This window comes from Sphingomonas sp. SFZ2018-12 (assembly GCF_022496715.1).
GTDB lineage: Bacteria > Pseudomonadota > Alphaproteobacteria > Sphingomonadales > Sphingomonadaceae > Sphingomonas.
Window position 1 is genome coordinate 1,628,180 of the sequence record NZ_WTFM01000001.1, and the last position, 13,993, is coordinate 1,642,172.

The 13,993-nt window shown below is 67.9% G+C and carries 11 protein-coding genes and 1 tRNA gene; 7 read left to right on the forward strand and 5 right to left on the reverse strand.

Annotated elements, in window-relative coordinates:
* The first annotated feature begins 80 nt into the window (after positions 1-80).
* From GO308_RS07595 to GO308_RS07620, 6 genes are all read left to right on the forward strand, one after another.
* Positions 81-1,400 (forward strand): replication-associated recombination protein A, encoded by a 1,320-nt coding sequence (locus GO308_RS07595; protein ID WP_240884968.1) that lies wholly within the window; start codon positions 81-83, stop codon positions 1,398-1,400.
* A complete protein-coding gene (locus GO308_RS07600; protein WP_240884970.1) occupies positions 1,384-2,757 on the forward strand; it encodes a serine hydrolase in 1,374 nt (457 codons plus the stop codon). The genes GO308_RS07595 and GO308_RS07600 overlap by 17 nt, the downstream gene beginning before the upstream one ends.
* A 13-nt stretch (positions 2,758-2,770) precedes the next feature.
* The gene (locus GO308_RS07605; protein WP_066671716.1) at positions 2,771-3,118 is read left to right on the forward strand and encodes a hypothetical protein; all 348 of its coding nucleotides are present in this window, start codon (positions 2,771-2,773) and stop codon (positions 3,116-3,118) included.
* Positions 3,102-3,968, forward strand: a complete 867-nt coding sequence (locus GO308_RS07610; RefSeq protein ID WP_240884972.1) for a hypothetical protein — start codon at positions 3,102-3,104, stop codon at positions 3,966-3,968. The genes GO308_RS07605 and GO308_RS07610 overlap by 17 nt, the downstream gene beginning before the upstream one ends.
* A 19-nt stretch (positions 3,969-3,987) precedes the next feature.
* Positions 3,988-4,060: transfer RNA gene (locus tag GO308_RS07615), tRNA-Thr, on the forward strand.
* Between the two features lie 203 nt (positions 4,061-4,263).
* A complete protein-coding gene (locus GO308_RS07620; RefSeq protein ID WP_240884974.1) occupies positions 4,264-5,115 on the forward strand; it encodes a DUF6236 family protein in 852 nt (283 codons plus the stop codon).
* Between the two features lie 156 nt (positions 5,116-5,271).
* Here GO308_RS07620 and GO308_RS07625 read toward each other — a convergent pair whose 3' ends face one another.
* From GO308_RS07625 to GO308_RS07635, 3 genes are read right to left on the reverse strand one after another with little or no spacing between them, the layout of a single operon-like run.
* On the reverse strand, positions 5,272-6,711 hold the full coding sequence (locus GO308_RS07625) for an efflux transporter outer membrane subunit (protein WP_240884975.1): 1,440 nt from the start codon (positions 6,709-6,711) through the stop codon (positions 5,272-5,274).
* Entirely contained in the window at positions 6,708-9,896 is a 3,189-nt protein-coding gene (locus tag GO308_RS07630) for an efflux RND transporter permease subunit (protein WP_240884977.1), read from the reverse strand. The genes GO308_RS07625 and GO308_RS07630 overlap by 4 nt, the downstream gene beginning before the upstream one ends.
* A 7-nt stretch (positions 9,897-9,903) precedes the next feature.
* On the reverse strand, positions 9,904-11,097 hold the full coding sequence (locus GO308_RS07635) for an efflux RND transporter periplasmic adaptor subunit (protein WP_082730875.1): 1,194 nt from the start codon (positions 11,095-11,097) through the stop codon (positions 9,904-9,906).
* Positions 11,098-11,429: 332 nt separating this feature from the next.
* On the opposite strand from GO308_RS07635, the gene GO308_RS07640 reads away from it, so the two are divergent.
* Positions 11,430-12,041 (forward strand): hypothetical protein, encoded by a 612-nt coding sequence (locus GO308_RS07640; RefSeq protein WP_066480050.1) that lies wholly within the window; start codon positions 11,430-11,432, stop codon positions 12,039-12,041.
* A gap of 10 nt (positions 12,042-12,051) precedes the next feature.
* Here GO308_RS07640 and GO308_RS07645 read toward each other — a convergent pair whose 3' ends face one another.
* Both GO308_RS07645 and cheB read right to left on the reverse strand, forming a co-directional pair.
* A complete protein-coding gene (locus tag GO308_RS07645; RefSeq protein WP_066480053.1) occupies positions 12,052-12,885 on the reverse strand; it encodes a protein-glutamate O-methyltransferase CheR in 834 nt (277 codons plus the stop codon).
* A complete protein-coding gene (gene cheB, locus GO308_RS07650) occupies positions 12,882-13,964 on the reverse strand; it encodes a chemotaxis-specific protein-glutamate methyltransferase CheB (RefSeq protein ID WP_240885215.1) in 1,083 nt (360 codons plus the stop codon). The genes GO308_RS07645 and cheB overlap by 4 nt, the downstream gene beginning before the upstream one ends.
* Between the last annotated feature and the right edge of the window lie 29 nt (positions 13,965-13,993).

The window sequence follows — 13,993 nt, forward strand, 5'->3', positions numbered from 1 at the left end:
TAGATTGTTTGACTCGCTGGCGGGAGCTTGCCAGTCACCGGGCATAGGCAGGCATCGTGTCACGCCCTATCTTGGGCATCATGCCCGACCTGTTCGCCGACGATCCCCCGCCCTCCGCGCAGGACATCCCAGCCCCCGACGCGCCGCTTGCCGACCGGCTCCGTCCCCGCACGCTGGGCGAGGTCGTCGGGCAGGATCACCTGACCGGCGCGGACGGCGCGATCGGGCGGATGGTGGCGGCGGGCAAGCTGTCCAGCATGATCCTGTGGGGGCCGCCGGGCACCGGCAAGACGACGATCGCGCGGCTGCTCGCCGCCGCGGTCGGCCTGCGCTACGCCCAGATTTCGGCGGTCTTCTCCGGCGTCGCCGACCTCAAGAAAGTGTTCGCCGAAGCACGCGACCATGCGCGGATCGGCCAGCGTACGCTGCTGTTCGTGGATGAAATCCACCGCTTCAACCGCGCGCAGCAGGACGGTTTCCTGCCTTATGTCGAGGACGGCACCGTCATCCTGGTCGGCGCGACGACCGAGAATCCCTCGTTCGAATTGAACGCCGCATTGCTCAGCCGCGCACAGGTGCTCATCCTGCGCCGGCTGGACGCGGAGGCACTCGCCACGCTGATCGCACGCGCGGAGGGGGAGACCGGCCGCGCGCTGCCGTTGACCGAGGATGCCCGCGCCGCGCTGATCGCCAGCGCCGATGGCGACGGCCGCTTCCTGCTCAACCAGGTCGAGACGCTGTTCTCGGTCGAGATCGCGGAACCGCTCGACCCGGCCGCCTTGTCGGCGCTGCTCCACCGGCGAATGCCGGTCTATGACAAGGACCGCGAGGGGCATTACAACCTCATCTCCGCGCTGCATAAGTCACTACGCGGATCGGATCCGGACGCCGCGCTCTACTATCTCGCGCGGATGCTCACCGCGGGCGAGGAGCCCCTCTACGTGCTGCGCCGGCTGACGCGTTTCGCCAGCGAGGATATCGGCCTGGCCGATCCGCAGGCGCTGGTCCAATGCCTCGCCGCCAAGGACGCCTATGATTTCCTCGGCTTGCCCGAAGGCGAACTCGCGATCGTCCAGGCGTGCCTCTATTGCGCCACCGCCCCCAAATCCAACGCGGCCTATCGCGCACAGAAGGCCGCGTGGAAATCGGCGAAGGCGACCGGATCGCTGATGCCGCCCGCAAACATCCTCAACGCGCCGACCCGGCTGATGAAGGACATCGGCTACGGCGCGGGCTATGCCTATGACCATGACGCGCCCGACGGCTTTTCGGGGGCGGATTACTGGCCCGACGGCATGGGTGCCGAAAGCTATTACATCCCGACCGATCGCGGTTATGAGAAGCGCGTGGCCGAACGGCTGGCCTGGTGGGGAGAACGACGGGGTGCGACGCGCGATTAGCCTGGGGTTGATGCTGGCGGCCGTGCCCGCGGCCGCGCAACAGGTTTCGACCCCGCCGACGTCTTCCGCCCATCATCGTGCCATTGCCGCCGGCTACAAGGCGCTGGCGCTGTGCGAGGGCGTGATCGCCGCCGGACGCAGCGAGGCAGCGGTCGCCGCGCTCGAACTGACCGGCATCTATCCCGAATATGAGGCGATGGTCGCAAAGCTTCCCGCGCGCATCGACCGGCCGGCGCGCCGCGTGAGCGTCGTCTTCGATCTGGCACTGAAGCCGCGCGTCGCTGCCTGGTCGCCGCGCTTCGGCTGCATGCTCGCGCCTATCGGCGGCGAACGGATTCCCCTGGCCGGCGAACCAGGCAACGAGCCGCTGCCTGCGCCTGCCGATCCCCGCCCCTGGCCGATGGGCGATCGCGGCATCGCGCCCAAGCCATCGGACGCCCTCGCCGTCCGCGTCACCGCGGCGATGACCGCGTTCTATCGCGGGCGGACGACCGGCATCGTCATCGTGCGCGACGGCCGGATCATCGCCGAAAGCTATGCCGAGGGGTTCGGGCCCTTCACCGCCAACCGCACCTGGTCGGTGGCAAAGAGCATCGCCGGCACCGTCGCGGGGCTGGCGGTCGCCGACCGGCTGGTCGATCCGCGCGCGCCCGCCCTGGTGCCCGAATGGCGCACGCCCGGCGATCCGCGCGCCGCGATCACGCTCGAAAACCTGCTGCGCATGTCGTCCGGGCTGCACAGCGACACCGCGGGCAACCGCACCGACGCGATCTATTTCGGCGGCACCACCGTCACCGAACAGGCGACCGGCTGGCCGTTGATCGCGCCGCCGGGCACGCGCTTTCGCTACGCCAATAACGACATTCTGCTGGCGATGCGGGCGATCCGCGCCGCGATGGCCGACGATGCGCGGTATCACGCCTATCCGGCGACCCGGCTGTTCGCCCCGCTGGGCATGCGCCACACGACGGCGGGTGCGGACTGGCAGGGCAATTTCGTGCTGTCGTCCCAGGTGTATACGACCGCCCGCGACCTCGCCCGGCTCGGCCAGTTCTGGCTCCAGGACGGGGTGTGGCAGGGCCGCCGCCTGTTGCCCGCCGGCTGGATGCGGACGATGACGACGCCCGTGGGCCAGCAGCCCGCGGGCAACGGCCCGCGCTATGGCGCGACGATGTGGCTGTTCGGCCCGCAACAGGGGCTACCCGCCGGCACCTTTTCGGCCCAGGGCAATCGCGGCCAGTTCGTCATGGTCGTGCCGCAGCATCGGCTGGTCATCGTGCGGCGCGGCGAGGACCCCGTCGGCAACGGGTTCGAGGTCGAACGCTTCGCCGCCGACGTGATCGCGGCGTTGAAATAGGGGGGAGCGGCGGATGAGGGACTGGGACGATGCCTGCGCGACCGCACTCGCGCTGCCGGGGGTGGCGATGGACCCCTATTACGGCGTGCCCGTGCCCAAGGTGGCGGGCAAGCCGATCCTGGCGCCGGGGCGCGAGGCCGGCAGTTTCGTGCTGATGGTCTCCAGCGTCGAGAAACAGGTGCTGATGGCGACCGATCCCGACACCTTCTGGCAAACCCCGCATTATGACGGCTATGCCGCCGTGCTCGTCCGCTACGGCACCCCGGCGCGCGATCGCATCGTCGCCTATATCGAACGCAGCTGGTGGGACCGCGCGACCCCCGCCTTGCGCGCGCAGCGGGGCGATGGCCAGCGGCCGTGAACCGTTCGCCCATTTCGTCGCGATCGACTGGTCGGGGGCGAAGGGCGCGCGCCACCCCGGCATCGCGGTGGCGGTGGCGGATGCCGGCGGCGGGCCCCCACGCCTGATCGCCGCGCCGGACGGCGTCTGGTCGCGCCGCGCCGCGCTCGACTGGGTCCGCGGCCGCGCGGACGGCAATATGCTGATCGGCTTCGACTTCAGCTTCGCCCCGCCGCGGATCGAACGCGGCGCCTATCTTCCCGGCGAAGCCACGCCCGACCATGCGCGCGCCTTCTGGGCCTATGTCGATCGCGATTGCAACGATGCCGATCTCGGCGCGGCCTCGTTCCTCGAGCGGCGGCGCGGCCGCCATTTCTATCTGGGCGCAGCCGACGGTGCCAAGGCCCGCTTCATGCATTTTCGCCGGTGCGAGGCGCATTTCAACGCGCGCGGCGGCGGCAAGCCGTCGACCGTCTACGACGCGATCGGCGCGGCCCAGGTCGCGAAGGCCAGCTTTGCGGGGATGCGGCTGCTCCACCATGTCGGCGATGCCCTGCCCGTCTGGCCGATCGACCCCCTGCCCCGTGGCGGCAGCGTCATCGTCGAGATCTATACCGCAATCGCCGCGCGCGCGGCCGGCCTGCGCAAGGGATTGAGCAAGGTGCGCGACCCCGCCGCGCTCGATGCCGCGCTCGCCGCGCTCGACAGTGCGCCCCACGCCCCGCTCGCGCGCTATGACGATCACGCCACCGACGCGCTCGTCACCGCCGCGTGGCTGCGCGCCAACGCCCACCGCCCGGACCTGTGGGCACCGCCGGCGCTCACGCCCGAAATCGCCCGCAGCGAGGGCTGGACCTTCGGCGTGATCTGACGCAATAGCGCCCCGCAGGGCCGCGTTAGCTCAGCTGGTAGAGCAACTGATTTGTAATCAGTAGGTCGTCCGTTCGAGTCGGACACGCGGCACCGTTTGCCCCGCCAGGTATGAATCCGTTGAATGTGCCCCTCCCGCGGCTATACTAAACATCTCGCGGCGAAAGGGGGCAGCTTTGAAAACGACCAAGTCAAGCTTGCTTGGGTCGACCACAAGTAGCGTCTTTGTCCAGCCTGTGGCCCATAGTGGCCGCAACCCACAACTATCGCCAGCTAGGTTCGAGCTATCGCCGCCTTTGAAGAAGAGCGAGCGGGGCGGGATCATTGGGATAGCGGCCAGAATTAACGGAAACGGCAGCAACCTGAGTTTGAAGTCACGCGTCAACGATCAAGGTACTCTCAAAGTTGCGATGCTTTTTGTTGATCGACTTGATAAAATTGCGAACAATCTTATCCGTTTGGGAGATGAGGACGACGCCGACATTACAGGCATCGGCCTAGGCTCTCAGTCAAAGGTGATTTACAGCAGTGGCGTAACCTATGAGCAAATATCTTATCAAGTTTGGCATGCTTATCAAGAATTAAATAAACGTGAGCCAGGTAGATGGTCGTTGTGGCAGCAGTATGACAATTCGATTATCCCGACTGACTGCCTGTCACCCGATTTAGCATTTCAACTGCAACTAAAAAATGCATTAATTGTACCCGATGCCTCCACGCCCTTTGAAGACGTAATTGGATTTAAAGAGAAACACCGTGATGAGCTCATTGCTTTTAGGCACTACTTTGAAGATCTAGCGATTAAAATTTCAAAGGAGGGAGATATTAGGGCCGTAAATCTCGAGTGTGAACGTTTTGATTTCGCTTTAGCGGAGTATCTTAAAAAGGCACGACAATCCAATATTCGAAAATCATTAGCTAGCCTCACCGCCGAAATCGATTGGGCGGCCGCGGTGCGCAATGTTGTTGGCGGAAGTGCCGGAGGTATGATTGCGGCAACTCAAGGTTTATCGATTGAAGCGACCACGGCAGCTATCACCGGAGGAATACTCGCAAGCTTGTCGATCAAGAGCGTGCCCGGGCTTACGAAAGCCGACACTTCCCCGTTTCGCTACATTGCAAGGATCGAGCGGGAGTATGGAAGTTGAGTGAACGCGCCCCAAGACCCTCTTACAGGTGAGGAGCGGCCACAACCGTAGCTAAGTGCAGATGAGATCCTGGAACCCTCCCAAACACTTTCGACTTCCAATCTGTTAGATTGCTCCAGACCGGCCACTTAATCGTGAGTGTTGCCCGCCTTTCGCTCACTCGCCCGCCGCCCCCACCGCGCGCGCATCCAGTTCCGGGTCGCCGCCCAGCGTGCGGTACAGCGTCACCAGATTGGCCGCCATCGCCAGCCGCGTCGTCACCAGCGTGCGCTGCGCCGCATAGAGCGCGCGCTGCGCGTCGAGGCTGCTGAGGAACGGGTCGATGCCGCCGCGATAGCGCGCCTCGGTCAGCCGCGCGGTGTCGCCGGCTGCCTCCACCCCTGCGGTGTCGGCGCGCAGCTGGTCGTCGATCGTGCCGCGCCGCGCCAGCGCGTCCGCCACTTCGCGGAACGCGGTCTGGATCGCGCCCTCATAGGTTGCGCGCGCCGCGTCGCGCTGTGCCCTGCTCTGGCGCACGCCGGCGGTCGCGCGCCCGCCCGCGAAGATGTCGTAATCGACATTGGGTGCCACCGACCAGTTGAACGAGTTATTGTCGAACAACGTGCTCAGCGCGCGGCTAGCAAATCCCAGCGTCGTGGTGAGCGAGATGCGCGGGAACAGCGCCGCCCGCGCCGCGCCGATCCGCGCATTGGCGGCGCGCAGCTGATACTCCGCCTGCACCACGTCGGGGCGGCGCAGCAGGATCGAGGAATCGAGCCCCGCCGGCACTTCGGCCAGCGCGCCGTCCAATTGCTCGATCGTCGGCGGCAGCAGCGACGGATCGACCGGCGCGCCGACCAGCAGGGTCAGCGCGTTGACGTCCTGCGCCAGCGCGGTGCGGCTTTCGGCCAGGTCCGACTGCGCCTGCGCCAGGATCTGCTCGGCCTGACGCAGGTCGGTGCGCGGTGCGATCCCGCCCGCCAGCCGCGCGCGGGTCAGCTCGACGCTGCGCAGCGCGCTGCGCTCGGTCTCCTGCGCGATCTCCAGCAGCTTCAGGTCGGCGGCATAGGTCAGCCACGCGGTGGCGATATCGCCGACCAGCGTCAGCCGCGTCGCGCGCGCCGCCGCCTCGGTCGCGAAAAACTGGTTGAGCGCGGCATCGCTCAGCGACCGGATGCGTCCGAACAGGTCGAGCTCGAACGCGGTGATCCCGGCATTGACGGTGTAGAAGGTGGTAACGGTCGCGCCGCCCGCCGCGCCCTGGGTCGCGCGCGACGCGCCGCCCCGGTTGCGGTTGACCGTGCCGCCCGTCGACACCACCGGCAACAGCTCGGCGCGCTGGATGCGATATTGCGCGCGCGCCGCCTCGATATTGGCGGCCGCGACGCGCAGGTCGCGGTTATTGGCGAGCGCGGTCTCGATCAGCGTGCGCAGCCGCGTGTCGCGGAACACCTGATCGAACTTCAGGCTGGCGAGATCCGCTTCAGACTGGCGCAGATAGGCATCGCCCACCGGCCACGACGGCGCGACCGGCGGGGCGGGCCGCTCGTATTTCGGGGCGAGCGAGCATCCCGCCAGCGCCACCGGTGCCAGCATCAGGCCGATCGCGCGCCTCATGCCGCCGCCCCCGTGCCGGACGCGCTGTCGCCGCCGCGCAGCTTCTTCATCGCGTCGCGCGTGCCGCGCCGCACCAGCACGAAGAACAGCGGGATGTAGAAGATCGCCAGGATCGTCGCGGTGATCATCCCGCCCATCACCGCGGTGCCGATCGCGATGCGGCTGTTGGCCCCCGCCCCGGTCGCGATCGCCAGCGGCAGCACGCCGAAGATGAAAGCGAACGACGTCATCAGGATCGGCCGCAGGCGCAGCCGCGCGGCCGACAGCGCGGCTTCGATGATGCGCACGCCCTTCTTCTCTTCCTGCTCGGCGAACTCGATCATCAGGATCGCGTTCTTCGCCGCCAGCCCCATCGTCGTCAGCAGCCCGATCTGCAGATAGACGTCGTTCTCCAGGCCGCGCAGCGTCACCGCGAACACCGCGCCGACCAGGCCGAGCGGGATGATCAGCAGCACCGCGACCGGGATCGACCAGCTTTCGTACAATGCCGCCAGGCACAGGAAGACGACCAGCAGCGACAGGCCATAGAGCAACGGCGCCTGCCCCGACGACAGCCGCTCCTGATAGGACAGGCCGCTCCACGCCACCGTTGTGCCGGGCAGCTCGGCGGCCAGCGCCATGATCCGCTCCATCGCCTGGCCCGAACTGATGCCCGGCGCCGCCTGGCCCTCGATCTCATAGGCGGGCAGGCCGGAAAAGCGCAGCAGCGAGGCGGGTGCGACCGACCAGCTAGACCGCGCAAAGGCGGAAAACGGGGCCATCCCGCCGCTGTCGGTGCGCACGAACCACTGGCTCAAATCCTCGGGCGCGTCGCGATATTCGGCGTCGCCCTGCACATAGACGCGCTTGACCCGCCCGCGGTCGATGAAATCGTTGACATAGCGGCCGCCCCAAGCGGTCGACAGCGTCGAATTGACGTCGGTCTGGCTCAGCCCGAGCGCGGCCAGCTTCTCGGAATCCAGATCGACCTTCAGCGTGGCGAGCGGCGGCAGGTCGCTCGGCCGCACCGACGCGAGCATCGGGTCCTGCGCGGCGGCGGCGAGCAGCTTGTCGCGCGCCGCCTGGAACTGCGCACGCGTCAGCCCGCCGCTGTTCTGCAGCTCCATGGTAAAGCCGTTCGACTGGCCCAGACCGCGCACCGCACCGGGGATCAGCGCAAACACCTGGGCATCGCGCAGCCCGCCCAGCGCGGCGGCGGCGCGTTCGGCGATCGCATCGGCGCTGCTTTCCGCGCCCTTGCGGTCTTCCCATGGCGCGAGCGAGACGAAACCGCGCCCGGTATTCTGGCCCGACGCGCCGCCCCCGCCGCCGGCGACGCTCAGCATGGTCGAGACATTCTCCTTTTCCTGCGTCAGGAAATAGCGTTCGACCGCATCCTGCACCGCGACGGTGCGTTCGATCGTCGCGCCCGCGGGCAGGCGGAACTGGACGATCGCGCGCCCCTGATCCTCGGTCGGCAGGAAACTGGTCGGCAGGCGGAAGAACAGCAGCGCCAGGATCGCGACGACGCCGGCATAGATCAGCAGGAACAGGAGCTTCCGGTTCACCACCGTCTCGGCCATGCCGATATAGCGGTCGGTCATCCGCGCAAAGCCATGGTTGAACCGGTCGCCGGCCCGCTGGCCCCATGCAACCACGCCCGGCGCGCGCCGCGCGAGGAAGCCGGGCCGCTCGTCCTCGCGCCGCTTCAGCAGCGTCGCGGTCAGCGCGGGACTGAGCACCAGCGCGACAACGACCGACAGGACCATCGCGGAGATGATCGTGATCGAGAACTGGCGATAGATCACGCCCGTCGACCCGCCAAAGAACGCCATCGGCAGGAACACCGCCGACAGGACGAGCGCGATCGCGATCAGCGCGACCTGGATCTCGTTCATCGACTCGATCGTGGCGTCGCGCGGGCTCATGCCGGGGTTCTCGTGCATGACGCGTTCGACATTCTCGACCACGACGATCGCGTCGTCGACCAGCAGGCCGATCGCCAGCACCAGCCCGAACAATGTCAGGACGTTGATCGAAAAGCCTGCGATGGCGAACACGGCAAAGGTGCCGAGCAGCACGACCGGAACCGCGATCGTCGGGATCAGCGTGGCGCGCCAGCTCTGCAGGAACACGAACATGACGATGACGACCAGGATGATCGCCTCGATCAGCGTCTCGACCACTTCCTTGACCGACAGGCGGATGAACTCGGTGCTGTCGACCGGATAGGCATATTGAAACCCGGCAGGAAAGCTCTTTGCCTGGCGCTCGACCTCGGCCTTGACCAGTTCCGCGGTCGCCAGCGCGTCGGCGCCGGGGGCGAGCGAGATGGCGAGGCCGACGCCCGGATGCCCGTTGACGCGCGTGCGCACCGCATAGCTTTCGGCACCCAGCTCGACGCGCGCGACGTCGCCGATCGTGACGATCGACCCGTCGGACTGGGATTTCAGGACGATGCGGCGGAACTGGTCCGCGGTCTGCAGCCGCGACTGCGCGGTGACGGTGGCGTTGAGCAACTGCCCCGGCGGCGACGGCAATCCGCCCACCTCGCCGGCCGCGACCTCGGTATTCTGCGCCTGGATCGCGGCGATCACGTCTGCGGGGATCAGCCCCACCCCGGCGAGCTTTTCGGGCCGGAGCCAGATGCGCATCGCATAGGGCGCGCCGAACACATTGGTGTCGCCGACGCCGGGCAGCCGGCCGATCGGGTCCTGCAGGTTCGACACCAGATAATCCGACACGTCCTGGTTGGTCACCCGGTCGGTCGCGTCATAGACCGCGACGATCATCAGAAAATCGGAATTGGACTTGGTGACGGTCAGCCCCTGTTGCTGGACGGGGCCGGGCAGTCGCGGCAGCGCCTGCTGCACGCGGTTCTGGACCTGGACCTGCGCGATGTCGGGGTCGGTGCCCTTGTCGAGCGTGACGGTGACGGTCACCTGCCCACGCGCGTTCGATTCCGAACTGAAATAGATCAGCCCGTCGATGCCCGCGAGCTGCTGCTCGATCACCTGCGTCACGCTGCTTTCCAGCGTCTCCGCCGACGCGCCGGGATAGCTGGCGCGGATATTGACCTGGGGCGGCGCGACGTCGGGATATTGTTCGGTCGGCAGGATGAAGATCGATCCGACGCCCAGCAGCATGATCAGGATCGCGATCACCCAGGCAAAGATCGGCCGATCGATGAAGATGCGCGAGATCATGTGGCGATCAGCCCTTGGTCTTGCCGGCGGCGGGGCGCGTGACCGGCTGCGGCGCGCTCGCCGGCACCGCCTTCACCGCCTGGCCCGGCTTCAGCCCGTTCGTCCCCTGCACGATCACGCGGTCGCCCGGTTCCAGCCCCTTGGTCACCACCCAGTTGGTCCCCATCGTCCGGTCGGCCGTCACCTTGCGCTCGGCGACCTTGCCGTCGCGCCCGACGACCAGCACCGTCGCCTGGCCGCGCGGATCGCGGGTCAGCCCCGACTGCGGCACCATGAACGCGCGGGTGTTGATCGCCTGGGCAAAGCTGGCGCGCACGAACATGCCGGGCAGCAGCAGCTGTTCGGGGTTGGGAAAGCGCGCCCGCAGCGTGACCGTACCGGTCGCGGGATCGACGATCACCTCGGAAAACTGGATAACCCCCGTCGGTCCATAGACGCTGCCGTCCTCGAGCGTCAGCTTGACCACCGCCTGGGTCGGCATCACCCCTTCGCGCGCCAGCGACCGCCGCAGCTCGAGCAGATCGGCGCTCGACTGCTGGATGTCGACGAAGATCGGATCGAGCTGCTCGATCACCGCGAGCGGCTGCGCCTGGTTGGCCGTGACCAGCGCGCCCTGGGTGAACAGCGACCGGCCGATCCGCCCGGTGATCGGGGCCGGCACGCGCGTGAAGCGCAGGTTGATGCGCGCGGTGTCGAGTTGCGCCCGGCCCTGCTGGACCGTCGCGGCCGCCTGGCGCGCGGCGGCAGCGGCGTCGGTATAGTCCTGGCGGCTCACCGCTTCCATATCGGCCAGCGGCTTCAGCCGCTCGGCGCGGATGCGTGTCGCCTCCGCATTGGCGCGCGCGATCGCGACATTGGCTTCCGCCTCGCTCACGCTGGCGCGATACAGGCTCGGATCGATCTGATAGAGCGGTTGCCCGGCGCGGACCAGGCCACCCTCGGTGAACAGCCGCCGCTCGATCACCCCCGAAATCTGCGGGCGCACCTCCGACATCGCGAACGGCGCGGTCCGTCCCGCGAGCTCGACCTCGATCGGCGCGCTGACCGGCTGGACGGTGACATAGCCGACGGTCGGCGTGCGCTGCGCCCGCCCGCCCGCCTGCTCGCCTTCGGAAGCGCCGCAGGCCTGCAGGCTGACGATCAGGAGGATGGCAAGGCCGCGCCGCGCGCCGCGGCGGGTACCCGGAATGTTCAACCTCATCGCCTCGACTTTATCCGGCCGGCCCGGTTGCACCGCGTCGCGATCCCTGGTGTGTCGGACGTGGCCAAGCCCTGCCTCCGCAATGATGGAGAAGACGGAACGCCGGCGCGCTCCAGGATGCGCCTACGACCGGACAACGTCGCGGATGTCAATGCGGCCTTTTGTCGCAATGTGTAACGCCGTGGAAAATTTGTTGCCGGGTCGACGGAGCGGTCCCCGTCATGTCGCGTTCAGCAACAAGCAATGGATGTTCTGGTTCCATGTCGGCTTGTAACGTGGCAGCCGCACGATTCGCCGCATATTCGCCGGATCGGTTTGATTGGAGAACGAAAATGGTGGGATTGGTTGCACAACGGCGTCGGCTGCGGCCGGCCGTGGCGGCGGTACTGATGGCGGCGACGCTCGGTGCGTGTGCGACGCCGACCCCCTATCAGCCCGCATCGGGGCGCGGCTTCTCGCGCGCCGGCTATGCCGACGAGCAGATCGAGGACGCGCGCTTCCGCGTCAGCTTCAGCGGCAACAGCCTGACCTCGCGCGAGGTGGTCGAGCGGTATCTCCTCTACCGCGCGGCCCAGCTGACGCTGGAGCGCGGTTACGACCATTTCATCCTCGTCGACCGCGATACCGAACGCCAGACGCAGACCTACACGACCGGCAATTTCTTCGGCGGCTATGGCGGCTTCTACGGCGGCGGTTTGTGGGGCCCGAGCTGGCGCTACTTCGGCCGCGGCTATGGCTGGCGCTATTATGACCCGTTCTTCGCGGGCGGGTTCGGCGGCGGTTTCGGCCCCGGGTTCGACGTGCGCTCGGTCGACCGTTACGAAGCGATCGCGGAGATCGTCGTCGGGCGCGGGCCGAAGCCGGCCGACAATGTCCGGGCCTTCGATGCGCGACAGGTCGTCGAACGGCTCGGGTCGAAGATCCGCGTGCCCGAGCCGCGCTGAGGCATCCGGCTCAGCGGGAGAGTTCGTAGAGCCCGCGATAGGTAACGCTGGGCTGCAACAGGTCGGTCTGGCCGATCACGGTCTCGCCCGCGCCGAGCACGAGCAGCCCGCCGGGCCGCAGCGCACTCGCCAGGCTGGCGAGGACGCGCTGACGCACGGGTGCTGCGAAGTAGAGCAGCACGTTGCGGCACAGGATCAGGTCGAACCGGCCCGGCAGCGGGGGCTGATCGACCAGATTGTGTCGCCGGAAGCTGATCCGGCGCATCAGCTCGGGCTTCGCAACCCACTGGCCGTCGCGGTCGTCGAACCATGTCACCATGCGCCGCACGGGCAGCCCGCGCTGGATCTCGAACTGGCTGAACGTGCCGCGCCGCGCGCGTTCGATCGCCTGCGCCGAAATATCCGACGCCTGGATTTCCGGCGCGGCCGCCCCGCCCTTCGTCTCGGCTTCGGCGAACAGCATCGCCAGCGACAGCGGCTCCTGACCGGTCGAGCACCCCGCCGACCACACCCGCATCCGCCGGTCCGGTTCCTCGGCCTGCAGCCTGGCGACGACGTCGGCGATCATCTCCAGCACGTTGGCGTCGCGAAAGAATGACGTTTCCTGGTTGAGCAGCGCGTCGACGATCGAATCGGACAGCCCCGGCGACGTGCCGTCCCCCAGCGCGCTGGCAAGCTGGTCGATGCTCGCCAGCCCCAGGTCGCGCAGCAGCGGCTTGAGCGCGGTTTCGATCCGCCACGACCGGCTGGAGTCGATGCGCTGGCCGGTCCGCTGTTCGAGCAGGCCAAGGATGATGCCGGTGGCGCGGGGGGATCCGATCGCGTTGGCGTGGCCCGTGATCATGCGGTTGCGCGCCCGCGCGCGACCAGCCGGCCGATCTCCGACGGGGGCAGGATGGTGCGCGCGACACCCGCCGCGACGACCGCGCCCGGCATGCCCCACACCACCGAACTGCGCTCGTCCTGTGCGACCACGTTCGCGCCCGTTGCGGCGAGCTGTTCCGCGCCGCGCACGCCGTCGCGACCCATGCCGCTCAGCACGATGCCGAGCGCCCGGTCGCCGTAAACGCGCGCCACCGACGCAAACATCGGGTCGACCGACGGCATGCAGCCCGACGACTGCCGTTCGTGGGTCAGGGTGACGCCGATCCCGCCGGCCACCTGCACGCATTCCATGTGCGCGTTGCCGGGCGCGACGATGACCCGGCCGGGCCGGATCAGCAGGCGTTCGGTCGCGACGTCGCACGGGCGCGCGGCCAGTACCGCGATCTGCGCCGCGAAATAGCTCATGAACGAATCCGGCAGATGCTGCGTGATCAGGATGGGGGTCTGCAGCCCCGCCGGCAGCTCGCGCAGCAGCTGGGTGAGCGCGTGGATGCCGCCCGTCGACGCCCCGATCGCCACGATGTCGAACGGACGCGCGCCGACCGGAACCGGCGTACCCGGGCGCTCATGCGCGAGCGTCGGTTGCTGGATGTCGCCCGCCGGGGCGACCAGCCGGGTCAGCTTTTCGTGCAGCGTCGCCGCGAAGCGCCCGGCCAGCGCCCCCGCCATCGGCTTTTCCAGTGTGTCCGCGGCACCCAGCGACAGCGCCTGGATGGTCGATGCCGCGCCCTCCTCGCAGATCGAGGAGACGACCAGGATGCGGGCGCCCGCGCCGATCAGCAGCATGTCGGGCAGCGCGGACAGGCCGTCCGTCCCCGGCATCTCGATGTCGAGCAGGATGATGTCGACGCGCTCGCGGCGCAGAAAGTCGATCGCCCGCGCGGCATTGTTGACCGCGTTCGCGACCATGAAACCGGGAATGGCGTCGACCATGCGCGAAATAATGGTGCGCGCGACGACCGAATCGTCGACGACCAGCACGCGCACGACCTTGGCGGCGGCGGCGCCCCTTCTGTCGATTTTTGCCTGGTGCGTCATCTCGCCCACCGCCGCTCTCCCCTGAACGG

Bases quoted from the DNA above. Each gene is read 5' to 3' on its own strand.
- GO308_RS07625 (WP_240884975.1), bottom strand. From the start codon at position 6,711: ATGAGGCGCGCGATCGGCCTGATGCTGGCACCGGTGGCGCTGGCGGGA.
- GO308_RS07630 (WP_240884977.1), bottom strand. From the start codon at position 9,896: ATGATCTCGCGCATCTTCATCGATCGGCCGATCTTTGCCTGGGTGATC.
- GO308_RS07645 (WP_066480053.1), bottom strand. From the start codon at position 12,885: ATGATCACGGGCCACGCCAACGCGATCGGATCCCCCCGCGCCACCGGC.
- cheB (WP_240885215.1), bottom strand. From the start codon at position 13,964: ATGACGCACCAGGCAAAAATCGACAGAAGGGGCGCCGCCGCCGCCAAG.
- GO308_RS07640 (WP_066480050.1), top strand. From the start codon at position 11,430: ATGGTGGGATTGGTTGCACAACGGCGTCGGCTGCGGCCGGCCGTGGCG.
- GO308_RS07610 (WP_240884972.1), top strand. From the start codon at position 3,102: ATGGCCAGCGGCCGTGAACCGTTCGCCCATTTCGTCGCGATCGACTGG.
- GO308_RS07605 (WP_066671716.1), top strand. From the start codon at position 2,771: ATGAGGGACTGGGACGATGCCTGCGCGACCGCACTCGCGCTGCCGGGG.
- GO308_RS07635 (WP_082730875.1), bottom strand. From the start codon at position 11,097: ATGAGGTTGAACATTCCGGGTACCCGCCGCGGCGCGCGGCGCGGCCTT.
- GO308_RS07595 (WP_240884968.1), top strand. From the start codon at position 81: ATGCCCGACCTGTTCGCCGACGATCCCCCGCCCTCCGCGCAGGACATC.